Origin of the sequence: Vibrio sp. CB1-14, assembly GCF_040412085.2 — a bacterium.
Classification (GTDB): domain Bacteria; phylum Pseudomonadota; class Gammaproteobacteria; order Enterobacterales; family Vibrionaceae; genus Vibrio; species Vibrio chaetopteri.
This window is the reverse complement of sequence record NZ_CP115920.1, coordinates 1,397,185-1,418,491: the sequence shown is the minus strand read 5'-3', so window position 1 is coordinate 1,418,491 and position 21,307 is coordinate 1,397,185. Positions and strand designations below refer to the sequence as shown.

The window sequence follows — 21,307 nt, the reverse complement described above, 5'->3', positions numbered from 1 at the left end:
AAATTATTGGCTCAGTTCTTGAATTGAACAAAGGACACAGTTGGAAATGACTACATCTCGCTAGTTCATGGAAAGTACAAGGAACATGATTATGGCTACAGCAACTTCATTTGATTTCAAAACTTGGCTTCGCAGCCACCCAAATCCTAAAATGCGTCGCCTGTTTACCATGTTGAAACGAGCGCGCGCAGCAGGGATCCCAACCCCAAGTGTTTACAACAAAGTCATGTACCGTCTCATCACGATGTTAAAAGGCGGCTTCGATACGATAACTCGCCTTTTTATTTACACGCCAGCATTTAAAGGACGCCTTGCTCGCTGCGGTCATTCACTCTATCTCTACAGCGGTCTTCCTTTGGTGACCGGCCCACTAAAAATTGAGCTTGGCAATGAGTGCCGTGTATCCGGTCACACCACATTGAGTGGCCGCACCACCCCTCATCCAGACCGATCAGTCATTCCAACCCTCAAAGTTGGCAGTAATGTCGATATCGGCTGGCAAGTGTCCATTGCCGTAGCAGGAAAAGTGGAAATTCAAGACAACGTGCGTATTGCTGGCCGTTGTCAGCTGTTTGGCTATTCAGGGCACCCTTTAAATGCCGAGCAGCGTGCTTTGGGAGCTCCAGATGAAGACCATAGGCTGGGTGACATTGTTTTAGAACAAGATGTATGGCTAGCAACAGGGGTCACCGTTCAGCCTGGCGTGACGATTGGTAGAGGGACTATCGTCGCTGCGGGGAGCGTGGTAACTCACGATTTACCGGCTAATGTGATCGCCGCTGGCTCACCGGCCAAAGCAGTCAAACAAATCACCCAATAAGAGGATAGAGCAATGCGAGATCTGATTGTTTTCGGTGAAGATTACGGAGCGCTACCTTCCAGTACGCAGCATTTGATAAAGCGCTTAGCGAGCAAAAGAAAAGTATTATGGGTCAATTCGATTGGCCTTAGGCAGCCGCGCTTAACGACAAATGATATGAAACGCGCACTTGGCAAAGTACTTGGTAAGGGTAAAGCTAGCCAGTTTCAGCCCACGCGCTTAAATAAGCCCGCTAGCATGACTATCGCTAATATTCACACCTTGCCAGCACCGCGAGCGGCTTGGAGCCGTAAGCTAGCAGCAAAAGCGATGGCGCACCAACTCAAGCCGATGATCGATGAGCTGCAGCTTAACGATCCTATTGTTTGGACATCACTACCCACCGCATCCGATGTATGTGCGCTCCTTGGCCAGCGTTCAATTGTTTATTACTGCGGTGATGACTTTGGCGCTCTGGCCGGCGTGGATCACGAAACCGTTCTCGAACATGAAAACGGACTAGTCGAACAGGCAGATTTAGTGATCACCGCCAGCGAAAAGCTATGCACAAAGTTCCCGAGCCATAAAACCCGTTTACTCAGCCATGGCGTAGATAGCGAGCAGTTTTCTAAACCAGCCCAGCGCGCGCTAGATTTACCCAATAGAGGCAGACCGATTGCAGGGTTTTACGGCAGTCTATCAAATTGGCTCGACTATGAACTGCTCAACCAAACCATTGCTGCTTTGCCAGAGTGGGACTTCGTCTTTATCGGCCAAATTGAGCTTAGTAAGCTGCCTATTGCCGCAGCAGATAACGTGTTTTATCTCGGAGCAAAGCCTCATCATGAGCTGCCAAGCTACAGTCAGCATTGGACCGTTAGCCTGCTGCCATTTGTACTCAATGAGCAAATCAAGGCGTGCAATCCGTTAAAACTAAAAGAGTACCTAGCGGCAAGAAGGCCTGTAGTCAGTACCGACTTTCCAGCTCTTACAGGCTACCGCGAACACGTGAATGTGGTTAACAATGTCGAAGACATGGTGGTTACACTAAATCGAATCGCCAACGAGAGTTACTCCCTACCCAAAGGGTTAGTCGACTGCGACAGCTGGGACAATAGAGCAAGCACACTCGAGCTGTATTTGGAGGCACTATGAGCGAGCTTAAAATACGTCTATTGGTAATGCTTACGGCGGCTTGGCGTCGCCGTTACGCGATTGTCATCCCTATTCTAGTGATGCCTATCATTGCTTATGCAATTGGCGCGATGACGCCACCTAAATACAAATCCCACACCAGCATGTTGATTCAAGAAACTGCGAAAATGAACCCTTTTCTTGAAGATATTGCGGTATCTACCATGCTCAAAGAACGTCTATCGGCACTAAAAACCCTGCTCAACAGTCGTCATGTGTTGCTCTCGGTCGCAAGCGACTTGAATCTTATTAACGACACCATGAGTCCCTACGAGCAAGATCAAATCATTGCTAATATCTCGTCCAACTTAACGGTCAACCAGCTGGGTAAAGACTTTATCAAAATTGAGCACTCTGCCTCTTCACCCGATGGCATGAAAGCTTTGCTTGAGTCAGTTAGTGTGCATTTTATTGAAGAGCTGCTTGCCCCTGAGCGGTCATCTATACGCGATTCGAGCGAATTCCTAACCATTCATATTGAGAAGCGCAAACAAGCCTTAGAAAAGGCGGAGCAAGCATTGGCGGAGTATTATAATGCGCACTCAGCTGCCACGCCTGAGATGCAAAGTGAGAATTTAAGCCGCCTGGCTAAACTCAAACAAAAGCTTGCAGAGAAACAGGCTGAGCTTGCGGGTATTGAGAAAAGTCTCGGAACCCTAGATCAGCAGCTTTCAAAAACCAATCCAATCGTTGGCCGTTTAGAAGAACAAATCATTGAAATACGTAGCGAATTGACTCTGCTCAAAGCCAAGTACACCGCCTCTCATAGCGCCGTACAGGCCAAGATCCGTGAATTGCAAAGGCTAGAGCAAGAGCGCTCTATATTGCTAAGCAGTGAACAAACTGGATTAGACTCCGACCAGCTATGGGACATTGCCAGCGCTGTAGGTACCGGCAGTAGCCGCGAGTTTCAACCCTTGTTGATTACCCAGCTTCAAAACCTTCAAATGGTGCGCGGACGATACGAGTCGTTGAAACAAGAGACCTCAAGCCTAGAGTCGATGATTGCCGAGCTTACCGAAAATGCGAAAAACTATGGTAGCAACGCCAAGCAGTTGCTGCGCCTGCAACGTGACGTCACGCTAAAGCGCGAACTGTATGATGAACTGGTCGAGCGCTACGAAATGGCTGAGCTTACCGGCTCATTGGGTATATTCGAGCAGAATAAACGCGTAAAAGTGATTGACTTACCCTACACACCCAGCAGCTCCACCAATTTGCCAGCTATCGTTTTCGCAATATTAGGGGTTATTGCAGGGATCGCACTTGGGATTGGCACCGCGATCTTCCTCGAGCTATTTGATACGACCATTCGCCGTCGCCAGCAACTCGAAGACGCCAAGCTGTTGGTCATCACAGCTATTCCCAAAATCAGTTTCTAGTTTTGCTAAATTGCATGTCATTTCGAGAAATGACATGCAACCTTCCATAAGCCTATGTTTTAGCTGTTATTAAATTCTTGGCACACTAAGTGCAATTCTTCTAGCAACCAGCGCTGCCATCGTTAATTTGCAACACAACGAGAACGGCGAATTATACAAGTAAGGAGACGAGAATGATGGCAACTCAGCACAATCAATCCACAAGGATTCAAGGCAGAAAAGCAACACTGACCACAGTGCATATTGTTCAGCATTTAGCACCAGGCGGCCTTGAAACCATGGTCATTGAGCTCCTAAAACAAACCCCCGCTCACGAGCGCTGCTACATCATTAGCTTGGAAGGTACTCAGCAACAAGCGATTCAACACTGGCCTATATTGAGACATTTCCAGTCGCAGTTAGTGTTCTTAGACAAAGCAGAAGGCCTTCAGCTATCACTCATCAAACAGCTTAGCTCCGAGTTCAAAAGGCTAAATGCCGACGTAGTTCACACTCATCATATAGGCTCACTTCTTTACGGCGGCATCGCCGCGAGAATGGCGCGCATCACAACTTGTATTCATACTGAACACGACATGTGGCACCTGCAAAACACCAAACGTCGCCACGTTGAAACGATAGCGTTAAAATTAGTGAACCCTATATTAGTGGCAGACGCGGACGAAGTTAGCAAACAGTTGAATGAGCTGTTTCCATTTACAGAGTCAAAGGTGATTAAAAATGGAATCGACTGCAATCGCTTTGTTCCTGCTAACCAAGCTGCCGCGAGACGCATTCTAGGGCTACCAGCAAACACTCTACTTATTGGTACTGCTGGCCGATTGGTTCCGGTTAAGTCCCATACTACGCTCATTAAAGCAGTATCACGACTACCTGAGAACACGCACTTAGCGATTGCCGGCGCCGGGCCTTTAGAGCAAGAGTTAAAGCAGCTTTGCGAGCATCTAAACATCAGCCATCGCGTTCACTTCTTGGGATTAGTGAGCGATATGCCAAGTTTTTATCAGTCACTGGACTTATTCTGCTTACCATCAAGCTGTGAAGGATTTCCACTGTCTCCACTTGAAGCTCAGGCGTGCAATATCCCTGTTGTGGTAACCGATGTCGGTGCAGCGCGAGAAACTTTGTGTCCTCTTTCCGGTCTCACGACGAAATCGAAACGCGTCTTTTCACTATTGGCCACACTCGAGAAAGCTATTGCGACTCGCCACTTATTTACACCGAGAGATTTTGTGGTCGAGCACAACGATGTTCGCACCATGAGCCAAGCTTACCGCGCACTGGCGGTTAAGGCATAACTGATGACTGACGCTACTCAAGGAATAGATATGCAAACACTACTTATCAGCTTATTTTGGACAAGTGCTTTTTTTATTGTCTACCACCATGCTATATACCCTTTGTTACTGAAATGGTGGGCATCACGTCATCCGCTACCTAAAGCAAAGCGGGTGCCGCTTTATAAAGTAGACAAAAATGCGGCGTTACCATCGATCACTATCGTCATCCCTGCTTACAACGAGGATAAATGGATAGCCGATAAGATCCGCAACTGCGCAGTACTCGATTATCCACGCGATAAACTAGAAGTCATCATTATCAACGACGGCAGTACTGACAACACCATCACTGTTGCGGAAGAAACCATACAAGAGGCCATCTGCTGCGATACTCTGTTTAGGATCATCGACAATGCGGATAACCAAGGAAAGGTGTTCCGACTTAATCAACAGTTGTCAGCGATTGAAACTGACATCACATGTATCTCCGATGTGTCGGCATTGATTTCAATCGATGCTCTAAAGCTCGCCGCCCATCACTTTCAGGACAGCAGTGTTGGTGTGGTTAACTCAACTTATCAGCTACTAGAGCAAGATGAGCGCAGTGAGTCCCTTTACTGGCGCTACCAGAATCAGGTGAAATACAGCGAGTCTACTCTGGGCTCTACGATTGGTGCTCATGGTGCGCTCTACTTCATTAGAGCAAACTTATTTGAAGCACTGCCTTACAACACCATCAATGATGATTTCATTATTCCGATGAACATCGTTCGTCGTGGCTATCGTGCTGTGTACGAGCCGCATATGAACGCCATTGAGATGGAAAGTAGTAGCACTAGCCAAGACTTTAAACGTCGATTACGAATCTCTGCTGGTAACATGCAGCAAATTATCGCCTTACTGCCACTGTTTGCACCGCACCACAAGGGCACGGCCCTCACCTTCTTTTCTGGAAAAGGACTAAGAGTGCTAACCCCTTACTTGATGATCATCTGCCTGATTACCTCAGCCATATTGGCACCGAGCAGTGCACTATTTACCAGCTTTCTATTACTACAAGTGGCGCTCTATGGCTCAGTAGCCATCAGCGTACTTATCCCAAAACTACAGTCCGTTAAGCTAGTACGTGCATTTACGTACCTAGTCGTTGGACATACTGCAAACTTAATTGGTGGTCTTCGCTATCTGATCGGCTTAGAGAACGGTGCATGGAAACGTCTACCACAACAGGAGAGTGAACATGAAAAAGGTTAATATGGAAAAAACTCTGATTCGTACCTCAAAGCGTATCTTTGACTTGGTCGGCGCGAGTGTAGGCATGCTCATTCTCGGTATCTGCTTTATCCCAGTTGCATTAGCGATCAAGCTGACGTCAAAAGGTCCAATTTTTTATCAGCAGCTTCGCGTTGGTAAATGGAGCCCAACAAAAATGGACTTTATCCACGTGCTGAAGTTCAGAACCATGTACATCGATGCAGAATCACGGACAGGGGCGACTTGGGCAACAGAAAACGACCCTCGTATTACACCCGTTGGCCGCTTCTTGCGTAAAACGCGTCTCGATGAACTGCCACAGTTTATTAACGTACTTCGTGGAGATATGTCGCTCATTGGTCCACGTCCAGAGCGCCCGGACTTCTATCAAAGACTAGAAAACGATATTCCATTCTTTGTTGAACGCACTTATGACGTACTCCCAGGCATCACCGGACTTGCTCAAGTTAACCAAGGTTATGACACATGCATTGAGGATGTGCGCAGCAAAGTAGGATTCGACCACAGTTATGCGCTGTCCCTATCATCGTATAAATCGTGGCTAATGACGGATGTGCATATTGTGTTTAAGACGCTGAAAATCATGGTTGATGGACGCGGTCGTTAACACGTAACCTCAGACCAATATCTAAAAAACCCAGCTCAAGAGCTGGATTTTTTTGCAGTAAAGATGAGAATGAGGCCAAGGAGAATACAGCCGATGCCAGAAAGCTTCACCCAGCTAAATGGCTCATCAAGCCAAGGAAGTGTAACCGCTAAAGCGTAAACTATGACATAGCTAAGACTGAGCAACGGGTAAGCAACACCAAGTGGTAAGTGCTTCAATGCCATAACCCAGCATCCCATAGACAGCGCGTAACAACCAAGACCGAAAGCGACGCAAAGTAACGCAGGCCAAAACTCAGCCACAACCGTTATCACATCGATTGCCATCAGAGCTGGTTGTAGAGTTGACCACCCTGCGGACAATCCACCCATTCCCCATTTCATTGCTAGTTGTGCGACCGAAATAAGCAGCACACTAACCAGCGCAATAGGAAGCCCAGTTTTGAGATCTTTCAATACCATCAGTGCGCGCCCCCAATGATACCGATACCAATCATGATCATCATGACACCAAGCCACTGTCTTGGCACAATCACTTCACCAAAAGCAAATTTAGACACCAATAACATGATGACAAAGTTGACACTGAGCAGAGGGTAAGCGACTGACACGTCCCACTGGCTCAACACGCCAAGCCAAGTAATCGCACTGGTACCCAAAAAGCCGATGCCCAAGATCATTGGAAAACTAAATAGCTTACCCATCATCGTCAGCTGTGGGTTCTCTTCAAAATACATAGCAGCTCGCTTTTGCCAATATTGACTGAGCGAGCTAGCCAGAACGGAAATGATGTACAGCAGTACCGTCATTACTCAGCCGGTACTTTATTGAAGATCAGAGCATGGTAGCGACCACGATCAACGTGATCATCTGCGACAGGGAAGTCAGCTGGCAATGCAGGCAAGTTCCTAAAGTGAAGTAGCACTGGTGCCGTCTTTTGCTTCTCTTTAATAAAGTCACCAAGATCTGCAAATGGTACCCAACGATGATTCGCATCATCGTAAGCCAAACCATAATCAACTTCACCCATACCTTTCGTTAGGTAGACATCGGTGCGCTTTAGATACCAGTTCAGTGCAGACATGGTATCTGGATAATCAGCAATCAGCACCATTTCATCGGTAACTTTCGGTGCTAACTCTTCCATAAAGCGACCTGGCATTTTTGAGTCAATGGTCGTGTTTGGTACCACGGTTGAGAACAACGCAAACAGCGCCAATGGAGAGAGCATATAAGCTGCAAACTTGTGCTCAAATGCCTTAGCTTTAGCGGCATAAAATGCACACGCTGCCCAGAAACCTAGAATAAACAGAGCAATCCATGGACGGTACGACTCGCTCTCATCTAGTGGCAGTTTACCCATAAAGAACATAACCATCAGAGCGATCGCCACAATCGCGAAGAACGCACCATTAACTAGCGAGCCAATCGTTAAGCCTTTCGCTTTCTTGCTATACGCTTTAAGAATGCCGTGCGTCAGCAGAATCGCAAGAGGTGCCATACACGGCAGAATATAGGTTGCTAACTTACCACTCGCGTAAGAGAACAGCAGAAATGGCATCAACGCCCACAAAATTGAGTAACGGATCAGTGGCTTGCTAAGCTCGCCTTTCAACTGAATTGTGGCTGATGGCGCCCAAAATACCCAAGGAAGCGTACCCAAGAATAAGAAAGGAACGTAATACCAAATCGGTGCTGCGTGTTGTGCGTCTTCTGCAGAGAAGCGGTGAATGTGTTCTTCCCAGAAGAAGTAATTCCAGTAGTCAGGTTCGGCAGCATGTACTGCAAGTGACCAAGGCAGGCAGGTAATAAATGCCACTAGCATCACCCACCAGCCCCAACGAAGGATCTCAAGGAACTGCTTTTGCAAAATCATATATGGCACAACCACAATCACGGGTAGTGCGAGAGCAAGGAAACCCTTGGTAAGAACGGCACAACCACAGAAGAAACCTGCGAGGCCATAGTGCAGCCAACGCTGCTTGGTACTCGTTGCTTCTGTCGCAAAATAGAACGACGCGTAACAAGCCGTTAGCCAAAATGCGAGCATGCCATCGAGCACGCTGTAGGTACCAATTGCGGCAACCATAAACATGCTCAAGAACACGCCTGCAGTTAACCAACCTTGACGACGATCAGCCATACGGCTTACCAGCGACACTAGGAATAGTGCACCACCTAAGGTTGCCAATGCTGACGCAATACGCACTGCGAAATTGGTATCACCAAACACAACTTGAGCAATAGCATTGAACCAGTAGCCCATGATCGGCTTTTCAAAATAGCGCAAGTCGTTGAAGGTAGGAACAATCCAGTTTCCTGACGCGACCATCTCACGAGAGATCTCACCATAACGAAGTTCATCCGGAGACCACAGTGGACGTAAGTCGAGCGGTAATATGTAAAGCGCGATAAAAAACAGCGGTACCCAGACCGCCCAGTTAATTCGTGATTGTTGCATTCTTCATCCAATTGAATAAAAGCCCATGAAATCATGGGCTCTGATTGATGGCACTTGATAATGTTGTTGTGTTGTTTATTTACGCGCTGTTTACCCCTCCCAGCCTCCCCTTATTAAGGGGAGGAGCAAAAGCTACAGGCTTTGCCTGTCCGGTTCTCCCCCTTGATAAGGGGGAGTTAGAGGGGTTAAAAACAGCGCACACGAAACTAAAACCCAACTCGCCGTAACTAAAGCCCCATGCGCTCAACAAAAGACGCTTGGTGCGTTAGCCACCCTTCTCGCCCTTCCATCTCGATGTTTTTTATCGAATCTTTTGGAAGTGGCATCTCTGCTTCTTGAAGCAGATCTATCATGGGCACGAATTCTATATTCTGTTGCTTAGCTCTGACAATCAATTCTTCAAACATGTCAGCGCAAACTATCCCTTCAACTTCCGCATGAATGGTGTAAACATTTAGAGCATCACGCTTGATGAGCTTAAGAATAGCGTCGTTATAGTTGCTATTGTCGACGCCGTCTTGGCCGACTAACTCATCATAAGTAGGAAGTGTAACAGGAATTTGCGGCGCCATACCCTCACCTGGAGAGAAGATAGAATCACCACGACAGTCACTGTTATATTGGAAAGGAAATGCGTTTTTTTCGACCAAAGTTTGATCTGTACAGCGCCAACCGGCAACCGCACTGCAAGGCAGGTCACGACCAGTGATTGCCTTTAGTATATCGTAGCCCTTGGTGATCTCACTGCGCAGTTGCTCTGCTGACATAGTGTCAGTTTTCATCTGCCATTTGTGGTGATCCCAAGCATGTAGGCCAATCTCGTGACCCGCAGTATCGGTCGCTTCAATGATGTGACGGAGCTTCTTACCAATGACAGGTCCTGGCCAAATAGTGCCACGGATCAGAATGTCGTAGCCGTATAAGCTCGCAGCTTTTGAGCGAAGCATCTTCTTCAAAAATGCAGGACGCAAAAGGCGCCATATATGGCGCCCCATGTTATCAGGTCCAACAGTAAAGAAGAATGAAGCCTTCACTCCGTGCTTCTCGAATATTTCGAGTAGCTTAGGTACACCAAGTTTGGTGCCTCTAAAAGTGTCTACATCGATACGAAGACCGACTTTAGTGACTTCATTCTGTTCCATTACTTCTCTTCTGCTACTGCACCTTTAAGGAAGAAATCTAGCGTCTCTTCGATTGTGTCGTTCATGTGAACTTTTGGTTCCCAATCAAGCAGCTTCTTCGCGTTTGCGATGCTTGGTTTACGGTGTTGAACGTCTTGGTAGCCGTCACCGTAGAACGCTTTGCTTTCTACTAGGTTGTAGCCAGCAAATGGAGGGAATTGATCACGCAGTGGGTGGTTCTCAAACTTCTCAACCAATGTCTCAGCAAGCTCTTTGATGCTCGCTTCGTTTTCTGGTGCACCGATGTTGATGATTTGACCGTCACACAGACCTTCTTTGTTCTCGATGATGCGGAATAGCGCTTCAATCGCTTCAGAGATGTCAGTGAAGCAACGCTTCTGTTCACCACCGTCGATCAGTTTGATCGGCGTACCTTCAACTAGGTTCAGGATAAGCTGAGTGATCGCACGGCTAGAACCGATACGTGCAGAGTTCAAGCTATCTAGACGTGGACCCATCCAGTTAAACGGACGGAATAGTGTGAACTTAAGGCCATCTTTCTTACCGTAAGCCCAGATAACACGGTCAAGTAGCTGTTTAGATACTGAGTAGATCCAACGCTGACGGTTGATAGGACCAACGATCAGTGGTGATGTATCTTCGTTGAACTCAGGATCCGTCGACATGCCGTACACTTCTGACGTCGATGGGAAGATGATGCGCTTGTTGTATTTCACACACGCACGAACGATCTTCAGGTTCTCTTCGAAGTCGAGTTCGAATACGCGAAGCGGGTTACGCGTGTATTCGATTGGTGTTGCGATAGCCACTAGTGGAAGAATAATGTCACACTTCTTGACGTGGTATTCGATCCATTCGTTGTGAATAGTGATATCACCTTCAACGAAGTGGAAATCTGGGTGGCTTAGGTGCTCTTCGATTTGGTTCGAATTCATGTCCATTGCATAAACTTCGTAACCACCGTCGTCTAGTAGACGCTTAGTTAGGTGAGTACCGATGAAGCCGTTTGCACCAAGGATAAGTACCTTTTGACGCTTCTTAGCGTTAATAAGAGCACTTGCTTGAGGACCAAAGCGCATGCCTTCAACAAGGTGAAGCTCAGCAGCTAGCTGCTCGCCACCTAGGTAAAGACCGTTTTCCGCTTCACCAGACTTAACAATCAATGAACCTTGAGCACAAGCGATAGTCAGTGGTGATGTAGCTACGATAGTACCTGGAGTCACGTCGTAAGTTTTGTCGCTTGCTTCTGCGTTCCAGATAATAAGCTTACGCTCACCTAGGAAAGTGAATGCACCTGGGAATGGTTCAGTCACAGCTCGTACTAGGTTAAATACGGTGCGAGAATCGTTTGACCACTTAATCTCACCGTCAGCAGGAGTGCGACGACCAAAGTAAGTTGCTTTGCTTTCGTCTTGAGCAGTTGCTTTGAAAGAACCATCAACGATTGTTGGTAATACTTTGCTTAGCAGGTCGCTAGATGCAACGTTCATGCGCTTATGAAGCGTTTCAGCAGTATCTTCGTCAGTGATCGCGATCTTCTCTTGACCTACGATATCACCAGCGTCCGCTTTCTGAACCATTTTGTGTAGCGTTACACCTGTCTCTGTCTCATCGTTTACTAGTGCCCAGTTGATTGGGGCACGGCCGCGATAAGTAGGAAGCAGAGAACCGTGTAGGTTAAAGCCACCTTTTGGTGCAATATCCAGCACTTCTTGGCTGATCATGTTGCGATAGTAGAATGAGAACAATGCATCTGGCTTCATTGCACGGATCTTTTCAACCCATAGTGGGTGGTTCACGTCTTCTGGTGCGTAAACTGGAATACCGTTTTTGGCTGCAAGTTTTGCTACAGATTCAAAAAATACATTCTCGTTGCTGTCATCAACATGGGTGAATACCGCTTCGATTTCTACACCTGCTTCAAGCAAGCTACGAACACCAGTACAACCGATATTGTGGTAGGCAAACACGACTACTTTCATGGAATATTCCTCTGGATATAAATCTTATTCTTTATTCTTTAATTCATCAGTTTCACGCGCTTGCTTAGTGGCTTCACCCACCAGCACGTCTTGCACGTAGAAACGAGGGCGCGCTCTAACATCAGAGTATATGCGGCCTATGTACTCACCGAGTAAACCAAGACCGATAAACTGCGCACCCACAAACACAAATAGGATAGCAAATAACGTAAACAGACCATCGCCTGCCCACTCAGAACCAAACATAATGCGCATCAGCATCAAGATAATGCCAAATGCGATACCCGCCGCAGCGATACCACCACCAACAATGCTTAGCAAACGCAATGGCGCGGTTGTCATACTGGTGATCAAGTCAAACATTAGGCTAATAAGCTTCATAAAGCTATATTTTGACTCGCCATCTGCACGCTCATCGTGGTGAACGTCGATTTCTGTCGTGTGACGAGAAAAGCCGTTTGCTAGAACTGGAATGAAGGTGCTGCGTTCATGACACTCAAGCATCGCATCAACAACGTGACGACGGTATGCACGAAGCATACAGCCATAGTCATTCATCTCAACGCCAGTAGAGCGTTTCACCAACTTGTTGATAAGCTTCGATGGGTAACGACGAAGCGCGCTGTCTTGACGGTTTTTACGTACCGTACCGACAGAATCAAAACCTTCTTCAGCCTTAGCAACTAGGTTTGGGATCTCTTCTGGTGGGTTTTGAAGATCTGCGTCGAGAGTAATAATCAAATCACCACGAACCTGCTCGAAACCCGCCATGATCGCGTTGTGCTGACCATAGTTGCGGTTAAGGATAACGCCAACAACGTGGCTCCCCTCTTGTTCCGATGCTTGCTCAATGATTTCTGCGCTGCGGTCACGACTGCCGTCATCGACTAGGATCAGCTCATAGTCTTTACCTAGGCTATCACTGGCTTTCGTTGTGCGTTCTATCAGTTCTTGTAGACAGTTTTCTTCGTTGTATACCGGTATAACGATAGACACGAAGTTAATGGCTTCAGTGTGTTTCATGGTTTATCCAATTATCTCTGACACGGCGCTCACTACACGCTCTACATCATCCTGAGTCATATCAGGGAAAAGCGGCAACGAGCAGATTTGATTACTGTTACGTTCGGTATTATGAAGATTTGGGTTAATGTCCCCAAACAGCTCCGCGTAATTCTCGCGGTAGTATTTTTGAGTATGGCAAGCTTTAAAGTGAATTCCGGCACCAATGCCTTTCTCTTTTAATGCTGCAATAAGATCGTCACGAGTCAAACCAGCAACCGCAGGATCCACTCTGACAATCATTAGGTGCCAGCAGTGCTTGTGATCGTGGGAAGCCAAACCAAGAGGGGTAACACCTTTGATTGACTCAAGCTTACCGCGGTAAGAGAGTGCAAGCTCGGTGCGTTTGGCGGTGATTTCAGCGATACGGTCCATCTGACCAAGGGCAAGCACGGCACAGATGTCTGGCATGTTGTACTTAAAACCAGGTTCAACCACTTCAGCTTGCGGTGCACGACCTTGTGTTTCGCGGTCAAAGGCATCTACGCCTAAACCATGGAATTTAAGGCGGCGTACTTTATCAGCCAACTCAGCATCGTGAGTAGTAAAAATGCCGCCTTCTGCTGTCGTCACATTCTTAATAGCATGCGTTGAGAACAAGCAAGAACCGCGGTGACCAATTGGCTGCCCTTTATATTCCGTGCCGAGTGCATGCGCTGCATCTTCAATCACTGGAATATTGTACTTCTCACCAAGAGCATAAATAGGGTCAAGATCCAGCGCAGCACCTGCATAGTGAACAGGAATGATCAGCTTCGTCTTATCAGTAATAAGTGGCTCGATCTTCGCTGCGTCTGTCATTAAGGTATCAGCATCCACATCAACAAAGACAGGTTTGGCACCTACCAAGGTAATCATGTTGACCGTTGAAACCCAAGTTAGTGAAGGCGTGATAACCTCATCGCCTGGTCCAATACCCATAGCAAGAAGAACAAGATGCATGCCTGCCGTCGCACTACTTAGCGCTACGCTGTGTGATGCGCCGGTATGCTGAGAGATCTTGGATTCTAATTCTGCGTTTTTAGGACCGGTGGTGATCCAACCTGAACGAAGGACATCCACAACAGACTGAATGTCTTGCTCGTCGACAGCAGGTCGACATAATGGAAGAAAGGACTGGCTCATTTTTTAAACTCACAGTTAGTTCGTGACGCTGTGCACGAAAATTTGACACTAAAGTTTACTAGGGCGTTCAAAGAATTAAAAGGCTTGATATCGACTTACCACACAAAATATTGACATTCTGTACATATAGTCGACAACCATTAGCAAAACAAATCGTTGTTCACCCATTTTCATTAGCAAAATAGCGCTAATTACGCGTTTCGTCCAAGAAAGCCTCACAACTGAACGTTTGCCCCGCAATTTTTCACTAAAAAACCGGCAAAATGGCGCAACGTCAAGTTTGTGTCAATTTAGCGAGCAGACAAGCTATCCCTATACTGGCTATTCTGGCACAGCAACTGGTTTAACTATGTAACGATTTGTCGTCTCTTCGTTTGTAACTATCAACATCAAAGAGTACACTTCGCTGCCCATATACTGCCCAGTGTCACATAAAGGTAGCGCTCATGAAACTCAATGGCAGCCCAGTCACCGAACACCACTTTCAGGGGCATCATTTTTTCCTCAAAAGAGATGATTTGCTTCACGGACACTTTAATGGCAACAAAGCTCGAAAATTTATGGCTACGCTTGAGCAGCCACTGAAAGGAAAAACTCGACTCATTGGTTGGGGTTCCGCTCAAGCAAACTCGCTCACGTCGCTCGCTGCCTTAGCCAAAATAAAAGGGCTCAAACTGACCTATTATGTGGCTCATAAACCAGCTTGGTTGGACGAAAAACCAATGGGAAATTATCGCACCGCCTTAGAGCTGGGAGCTGAAGTGATTTCGCTTCGAGACATGTTTGGTGAAAAAGCGCCACATCCTTCTGCGTTTATCGCGCAGCAGCATGAAAATGACCCAGAGTGCTTAATCATTCCCGAAGGGGGGCATTTTCAAGATGCTAAGCTAGGAATCAGCAAACTCGCCGATGAGATTTTGTCTTGGTCAAGATTTGAAAAGGGTCGCAACATCAAAGTTGCGCTGCCATCTGGAACGGGCACCACTGCACTCTACCTTAGCCAGCAGTTAAAACCACAAGGTATAGAGGTGCTAACCTGCCCTTGCGTATCAGGAAAAGACTATCTACTGTCCCAGTTTCTAGAACTTGGCGAGACTGAGTACTACCCGACAATACTCGGACTGCCATCTAAACATCACTTTGGAAAACTATACCAAGAAGACTATGAACTTTGGCAAGCATTGCAGGAAGAGACACATATCGAGTTCGATCTACTTTATGACCCAATGATGTGGCGCTGTTTACTTCCTTGGCTAGAAGAGAGTATCGACACCACCATCCTCTATGTCCACCAAGGAGGCCTGCTTGGCAATGAAACCATGTTAGCTCGCTATCGACGCAAATACGGCGACCATCAAGCCGGCTGGTAAATCATCTTTCGACTACTCAGTCATAAAACCACTCAACTGAAAGTAAAAAGGAAGCACTTGGCCTGTCTCTTATACACAAATCCTCGAACTTAGTTCGGGGATTTTTTTTGAACTCTTTTCCAAGGCTGCGATCTGATCACTTAAGCAATATTGATTAGGTAGCTAATATGGAAAACTTAACACCAATGAAGTGGGCACAAGTACAGTTTGGTCTGGCAAAGCTTAACGACCCTAGACGAACTCAACGATTGATATCAATGGCTGCTTCACTTGCTAATCAACCAGGCGTTGCCGTGTCTAAGCTTGCTATTTCACCCGCAGATATGGAAGGCGCTTACCGCTTTATCCGTAATGACCAAATCCAACCGAACGATATCGCTGAATCAGGCTTTCAAGTCACCGCTCAGCATGCGCAAGACCACTCGTTACTATTGGCACTAGAAGATACGACCTCACTTACTTACCAACACAAAAGTGTACGAGATACTCTTGGACATACGAATTAAGGCAACCGAAGTCGTGCTCTTCTTGCTCACTCTATCTTACTTTTCGCACCTAATACTCATCAGGTAGTCGGTCTTATTGAGCAACAACGCTGGAGCCGAGACATCTCTAAACGAGGGCAAGGTCATCAACATGCGTCTCGCCCCTACAAAGAGAAAGAAAGTTACAAGTGGGGAAAAAGCCTCACAAAATATGTCAACTCGCCTAGGTGAGCACCTATCTTCGGTTATCTCCGTTTGTGACAGAGAGGCTGACATCTATGAATACCTGACCTATAAGACAGAACAGCAGCAACGCTTTGTCGTGCGTTCGATGCAAAGTCGATGTATTAAAGAACATGACCAGAAGCTTTACGACTACTCAAACAAACTGCCAGTAGTAGACCTTAAAACGCTGAATATTCCTCAACGAGGTGGTCGTAAGGCCAGAGATGTTGAGCTGGAAATTCGATATGCTCCAGTCACTCTTAAAGCACCCGCTAACAAAGTGTCTGAACCGGATATCCCACTTTACTATGTGAGTTGCATTGAGCGTGGAGAGGATAAAGATAAATTGGCGTGGCACCTGCTGACGTCTGAAGTAATAAACTCGTATGATGACGCTATAGCGGTCATCAGCTATTACGAGCATCGGTGGCTTGTCGAAGACTATCACAAAGTCTGGAAAACCGGTGGTACAGACGTAGAGGCGTTAAGGATGCAGTGTGGTGAAAACCTTGAGCGAATGAGCGTCATACTCGCCTTTGTTGCCACAAGATTACTTCAACTACGCTTTATGAAATATGTTGAGCCAAAAGGTGATGTGATGAGTTGTGAAGTGGTGTTAGGTCATAAAGCGTGGAAGCTATTATGGTTCAAAACCGTAGGGAAGCCACTGCCAACCCAAGTACCAGATACCCATTGGGCTTATGAAAGCCTTGCTAGGTTGGGAGGGTGGAAAAACACCAAGCGAACAGGGCGAGCATCAGTCCAAGTGTTATGGGAAGGATGGTTCAAATTACAAACCATCCTTGAAGGCTATGAACTAGCGATGTCTCTTGAACGAGCAGACTTGTGATCAAGAGACAGGCACTTGGCTTCCTTTCTTAATTGTTTGGCGACTATTGATGAGAGGAGTGCTCTGCTAAGTACTTTGTCGCTTTTTGCTGCGCAACCGCAAGTTCAGCTTCACTCAGCTTTTGGGCTAAATCATCACGAAGTTTTTCAGCAGTCTTATAGCCATTTGTTGAAGCGACCGATGCCCAAGCATAGGCTTCAACATTATCAAGCCCTACTCCTTCACCAAGTGAGTATTTATAGGCGAGGTTTCGTTGTCCATAAGCGTAGCCATTTTCAGCCGAACGGCGATACCATTTTACCGCTTCCTCATCGTTCTTCTCAATGCCGAGCCCTTTTGCGTACATCACACCTAGGCTGTTTTGAGCAACATCAAAACCCTTCTCTGCCGCTAAGCGATAGTACTCGACTGCTTTTTCATTACTTTTGGGAACACCACGTCCCCATTTGTACATACCAGCCAAGTAGTACTGCGCTGTTACGCTGCCTTTTTGCGACGCTTTTTCGAACCAAGTTGCTGCTTCTTTCGCATCATAAGGAACACCGTGACCGTTATCGTACATCATGCCAAGCTTGTACATCGCCGTTTCGCTTTTTTGCGCTGCGGCCTTTCGGTACCATTCAACCGCAGTGATGTCGTCTTCTTCTACGCCATTGCCGGTCGCATAGCGGTCGCCCAACTCGATCTGAGCAAACAGGTCGCCGCGCTTGGCTTCCGTTGTCACTTCTTGGTTGCTTCGCTTTGACCAATCCTGAACAAACGCAAAGCTGCTTGCACTAAAACACAGACCACATAGTGAAACCGCTAACAGTGTTTTTCGCATTATCTTTTCCCATCCTTAAAGAATTCGTCAAATTCTGCCATATGATTATTAATGATCTCAGCAAATTATTGATAATTGTCGTTACTCTGACACAGAATCCCGACCAGATCACAAAATCTCTCCCTAAAGGTTACATTATAGACAGCACAATATGTCTCTATTGATTGTAAATCTTAGTAACACGAACACCGCATCTAAAACTGTAATCGTTTACAAATAGCACTCGTTTTCATTGTCGTTATTTTGTAGACTTAAACGCAATAACAACACGACCAAGCACACAACAAACACTGGAGTAATTATGGCGTCTAAATGGGCAAAACGATTTATTCAAATGGCTGAATTAGTTGGCTCATGGAGTAAAGATCCATCAACACAAGTAGGCGCAGTCATTACCAAGCAAAACCGTATCGTTTCTGTTGGCTTTAATGGCTATCCACATGGTATTTCCGATAGTGCTGAAGTGGACGAGCGAGAGACTAAATACCTGAAGACATTGCACGCTGAAGAAAATGCGATTCTATTTGCAAAGCGAGATCTTGGCGGTTGTGAGATTTGGGTAACACATTTTCCGTGCCCAAATTGTGCCGCAAAAATCATTCAAACAGGCATTTCTGTTGTCCACTGCCCTGCGCAAACTGACGATTTTCTATCACGTTGGGGCGAAAAAATTTCACTAAGCCAAGATATGTTCGATCAAGCTGGAGTAACCGTGGACTGGTTACCAATAGAAGATTAGCATTACCTCATTTATGAAACTGCATGCTTTACCAATAGTTTATTTTACCATCAACTTTGAACTTATTTGATTTTGGTGCCGTAAGCCTCTTTGCGAATAACATGAGCATAGAGGCTTACCATGAATATTATAAAAACATCCGTTATCGCAGCCGCAGCAATCACCATCGTCGGCTGTGGCAGCGATTCCGATCACCCTTCTAACCCAACCACTCAAGTTCGCGTGACACACGCCAGCGCTGATGCACCACTGGTAAACATCAAAGCGAATGGCGCTATTTTGAGTGGGTTAACAGACGTCGACTACCAGCAGGGTAGCGGATTGATAACTGTCGACTCAGGTACGTATGACCTGTCAGTCGAGGCTATCGGCACCGACGGTAGCGCTAGCGAAGTGCTTCCCGTACCTGGCGTAAACTTTGCTCCTGACATGCAGTATGATGTTTTTGCTCTCAACAAAACATCGGCACTGCAGGGAGTTATATTGGCACGTTCTGGAATCAAACCCGATAGTAATTCAGTCCGCATTGATGTTTTACATGCACACCCTGACGTTGGTGCGGTTGATATTCACCTGACCACCGATGCCAGTATCAGTACTGCTACAGTTGGCGTTTCGGGTTTAGCATTTGCGATAGATTCGGCCGACCTACCGATTACAGTCCCAGCCAGCACCTATCGAATACGCATAACTCCGACCGGCCAAAATACTGATGCAGACGTCGTATTCGACAGTGGTGAGTTAGATTTACCCGGCGGCACAGATTTGATGGTCACCGCTGTACCCAACGTAGTGAACAGTGCTATGGGTGACTCACCTGTGAATCTGTTAGTCGCAGACGGAAGTTCTGTCACAGTACTCAGAGACACTGATGAAAAAGCCATCGTGCGTGCCGGCCATGCCATTGAAGACGCGCCACCTGTAGATATTCTAGCAAATGGCGCAGCCGTTGCCGGACTGACCAATCTGACGTATGAGAACGTTGCTGGGACAGCGATTGCACCTGGAACGGTCGATGTTGCCGTTGCACCTACTGGTACAACTTCACCACAAGTCATCACCGTCCCGGGCGCCACCTTCTCCGCAGGTTCGGAAACTACCATTTTCGCCGTGGGACGTTTAAATGACAGCTCTCAAGAAGCTTTAATTATTGAAGACGACCTTCGCGGCATTGCAACCTATGCGAAAATCCGAGTAGTGCATGCTAACCCGACTGCAGCGGCAGCGCTCGTGGACATCCATGCGGTTGCTGACGGCGGTGCATTTTCAGCGGATACAGCAGTCCTTAAAGGCGTATCATTTAAAGATACTGCCGTTCTCAAAGTCGCGGCAGGAACTTATGATTTAGCGGTGGCAGAGGCAGGTACAACCAACATACTGCTTACCAACACAAACGTTCCGGCGCTAGCCAACGGTAATGTTGTTACGGCGTTCGCCACAGAAGATTCTATTGCGTTGAACATCGATAAATAACAGACGCCCTATGGTCAAAAGGTCGTGGTTTTAACCACGACCTTTTTTATGGTTAAAACTTCTTTCCATCAAGACTTTGCTCATCTACAATCCGCCAACCTATAATCTTGATGTATATCTTCAACCATTTTAAGTAGACACCCCTATGACATTTAATGCCAAATTTTCCCTAAAAGCGCTCTCATTGGCGGCGCTGTTGCTACCTAGCCTAGCTTCAGCGATAGAGCTACCACTATTCAAGAAAGAAGCTGAAGAACGAGGCTACACCCTGCCTGAAGCTTTTGGGTTAAGTCTTGGTTATATGAATGTGTCTCAAGGTATCAATGTCAACTCGATTGCTCTTACCGGTTTGCCTTCCCAAGTACAAAATTTGGAAATAGGCACACAAGGAGGTTATCAAGAATCCGAAGTTCTGACATTGAAAGCCGACGTTTGGGTTCTACCGTTTCTGAATTTCTACGCTATTGGCGGTAAACTCAATGGTTATTCAGAAACGACTATCACCTCCGTTAAAGGTGAGCTCGACCTCTTGCCTCCTCTGCCTGCTATCCCGATTGAAGTCGATAATTTGAACGAACCGTTTCGATTGGATCTTGACGGTTATACCTATGGTATAGGTACTGTGATTGCAGGTGGGTACGAAAGCTTTTTCGCGCTTGTAGATGCAAGTTACACGAAAACCAGTCTCACCGTAATTGATGGTGAAATTGACTCGATAGTTGTGTCACCGCGAATCGGATGGGATTTCTCCCGAAACAGTGATTGGCCAATTAGAGCTTGGGTAGGTGCGCAGTACCAAAACATAGAACAAACCCTAACAGGTAATGTCAAAGACTTACCGCTAGGCTCTATCGGTGCCTTGCCTATGTTAGATGACGCGAAGTTCACTGTGACGCAAAGCCTCGCCAACAACTGGAATAGTCTAGTCGGCGCGCAATATGAGTTCACCCCAAACTGGGTATTAATAAGTGAGCTTGGCTTCGGTCAACGTAAGAGCTTCTTCGTCACCCTAGATGCTCGTTTCTAACCCTTAA

At 46.7% G+C, this 21,307-nt stretch carries 18 protein-coding genes and 1 pseudogene; 11 read left to right on the top strand and 8 right to left on the bottom strand.

The features are described 5' to 3' along the window. The first annotated feature begins 91 nt into the window (after window positions 1-91). From PG915_RS06410 to PG915_RS06385, 6 genes are all read left to right on the top strand, one after another. Window positions 92-820 carry an acyltransferase gene (locus tag PG915_RS06410; RefSeq protein WP_353498365.1) on the top strand — a complete coding sequence of 243 codons (729 nt, stop codon included), beginning with the start codon at window positions 92-94 and terminating at the stop codon, window positions 818-820. Between the two features lie 12 nt (window positions 821-832). Next, window positions 833-1,954: a glycosyltransferase gene (locus PG915_RS06405; protein ID WP_353498364.1), complete on the top strand. Its 1,122-nt coding sequence runs from the start codon at window positions 833-835 to the stop codon at window positions 1,952-1,954. After that, on the top strand, window positions 1,951-3,375 hold the full coding sequence (locus PG915_RS06400; protein WP_353498363.1) for a GumC family protein: 1,425 nt from the start codon (window positions 1,951-1,953) through the stop codon (window positions 3,373-3,375). The genes PG915_RS06405 and PG915_RS06400 overlap by 4 nt, the downstream gene beginning before the upstream one ends. Before the next feature lie 173 nt (window positions 3,376-3,548). Further along, a complete protein-coding gene (locus PG915_RS06395; protein ID WP_353498362.1) occupies window positions 3,549-4,673 on the top strand; it encodes a glycosyltransferase in 1,125 nt (374 codons plus the stop codon). Between the two features lie 30 nt (window positions 4,674-4,703). Further along, window positions 4,704-5,909, top strand: a complete 1,206-nt coding sequence (locus tag PG915_RS06390; protein WP_353498361.1) for a glycosyltransferase family 2 protein — start codon at window positions 4,704-4,706, stop codon at window positions 5,907-5,909. Continuing rightward, the gene (locus tag PG915_RS06385; RefSeq protein WP_353498360.1) at window positions 5,896-6,537 is read left to right on the top strand and encodes a sugar transferase; all 642 of its coding nucleotides are present in this window, start codon (window positions 5,896-5,898) and stop codon (window positions 6,535-6,537) included. Before PG915_RS06390 ends, PG915_RS06385 begins: the two co-directional genes overlap by 14 nt. A 35-nt stretch (window positions 6,538-6,572) precedes the next feature. Here PG915_RS06385 and arnF read toward each other — a convergent pair whose 3' ends face one another. The 7 genes from arnF to arnB all read right to left on the bottom strand — a co-directional run bounded on the left by arnF (window position 6,573) and on the right by arnB (window position 14,308). Continuing rightward, window positions 6,573-6,998, bottom strand: a complete 426-nt coding sequence (gene arnF / locus PG915_RS06380; protein ID WP_353498359.1) for a 4-amino-4-deoxy-L-arabinose-phosphoundecaprenol flippase subunit ArnF — start codon at window positions 6,996-6,998, stop codon at window positions 6,573-6,575. Next, entirely contained in the window at window positions 6,998-7,345 is a 348-nt protein-coding gene (locus PG915_RS06375; RefSeq protein ID WP_353498358.1) for a 4-amino-4-deoxy-L-arabinose-phospho-UDP flippase, read from the bottom strand. Before PG915_RS06375 ends, arnF begins: the two co-directional genes overlap by 1 nt. Next, window positions 7,345-8,997: a lipid IV(A) 4-amino-4-deoxy-L-arabinosyltransferase gene (gene arnT, locus PG915_RS06370; RefSeq protein WP_353498357.1), complete on the bottom strand. Its 1,653-nt coding sequence runs from the start codon at window positions 8,995-8,997 to the stop codon at window positions 7,345-7,347. The genes PG915_RS06375 and arnT overlap by 1 nt, the downstream gene beginning before the upstream one ends. Before the next feature lie 227 nt (window positions 8,998-9,224). Continuing rightward, complete coding sequence (arnD, locus tag PG915_RS06365; protein WP_353498356.1) at window positions 9,225-10,139, bottom strand: 4-deoxy-4-formamido-L-arabinose-phosphoundecaprenol deformylase; 915 nt, start codon at window positions 10,137-10,139, stop codon at window positions 9,225-9,227. Continuing rightward, complete coding sequence (arnA, locus tag PG915_RS06360) at window positions 10,139-12,121, bottom strand: bifunctional UDP-4-amino-4-deoxy-L-arabinose formyltransferase/UDP-glucuronic acid oxidase ArnA (protein WP_353498355.1); 1,983 nt, start codon at window positions 12,119-12,121, stop codon at window positions 10,139-10,141. Before arnA ends, arnD begins: the two co-directional genes overlap by 1 nt. A gap of 24 nt (window positions 12,122-12,145) precedes the next feature. Further along, window positions 12,146-13,144, bottom strand: a complete 999-nt coding sequence (arnC, locus tag PG915_RS06355) for an undecaprenyl-phosphate 4-deoxy-4-formamido-L-arabinose transferase (protein ID WP_353498354.1) — start codon at window positions 13,142-13,144, stop codon at window positions 12,146-12,148. Between the two features lie 3 nt (window positions 13,145-13,147). Continuing rightward, window positions 13,148-14,308, bottom strand: coding sequence for a UDP-4-amino-4-deoxy-L-arabinose aminotransferase (gene arnB, locus PG915_RS06350; protein WP_353498353.1), 1,161 nt, complete (start codon window positions 14,306-14,308; stop codon window positions 13,148-13,150). Window positions 14,309-14,754: 446 nt separating this feature from the next. On the opposite strand from arnB, the gene PG915_RS06345 reads away from it, so the two are divergent. Both PG915_RS06345 and PG915_RS06340 read left to right on the top strand, forming a co-directional pair. After that, window positions 14,755-15,678, top strand: coding sequence for a pyridoxal-phosphate dependent enzyme (locus tag PG915_RS06345; protein ID WP_353498352.1), 924 nt, complete (start codon window positions 14,755-14,757; stop codon window positions 15,676-15,678). 167 nt (window positions 15,679-15,845) lie between these two features. Next, a pseudogene (locus PG915_RS06340) lies at window positions 15,846-17,238 on the top strand (IS4 family transposase). 43 nt (window positions 17,239-17,281) lie between these two features. Here the strand turns inward: PG915_RS06340 and PG915_RS06335 are convergent. Next, window positions 17,282-18,061 carry a tetratricopeptide repeat protein gene (locus PG915_RS06335; RefSeq protein ID WP_353498351.1) on the bottom strand — a complete coding sequence of 260 codons (780 nt, stop codon included), beginning with the start codon at window positions 18,059-18,061 and terminating at the stop codon, window positions 17,282-17,284. A 301-nt stretch (window positions 18,062-18,362) separates the two neighbouring features. On the opposite strand from PG915_RS06335, the gene PG915_RS06330 reads away from it, so the two are divergent. The 3 genes from PG915_RS06330 (at window position 18,363) to PG915_RS06320 (ending at window position 21,300) form a co-directional block, all read left to right on the top strand. After that, window positions 18,363-18,800, top strand: a complete 438-nt coding sequence (locus PG915_RS06330; protein WP_353498350.1) for a dCMP deaminase family protein — start codon at window positions 18,363-18,365, stop codon at window positions 18,798-18,800. Window positions 18,801-18,920: 120 nt separating this feature from the next. Continuing rightward, window positions 18,921-20,273: a DUF4397 domain-containing protein gene (locus PG915_RS06325; RefSeq protein WP_353498349.1), complete on the top strand. Its 1,353-nt coding sequence runs from the start codon at window positions 18,921-18,923 to the stop codon at window positions 20,271-20,273. A 145-nt stretch (window positions 20,274-20,418) separates the two neighbouring features. Continuing rightward, window positions 20,419-21,300 carry a TonB-dependent receptor gene (locus tag PG915_RS06320; RefSeq protein WP_353498348.1) on the top strand — a complete coding sequence of 294 codons (882 nt, stop codon included), beginning with the start codon at window positions 20,419-20,421 and terminating at the stop codon, window positions 21,298-21,300. Window positions 21,301-21,307 lie beyond the last annotated feature (7 nt).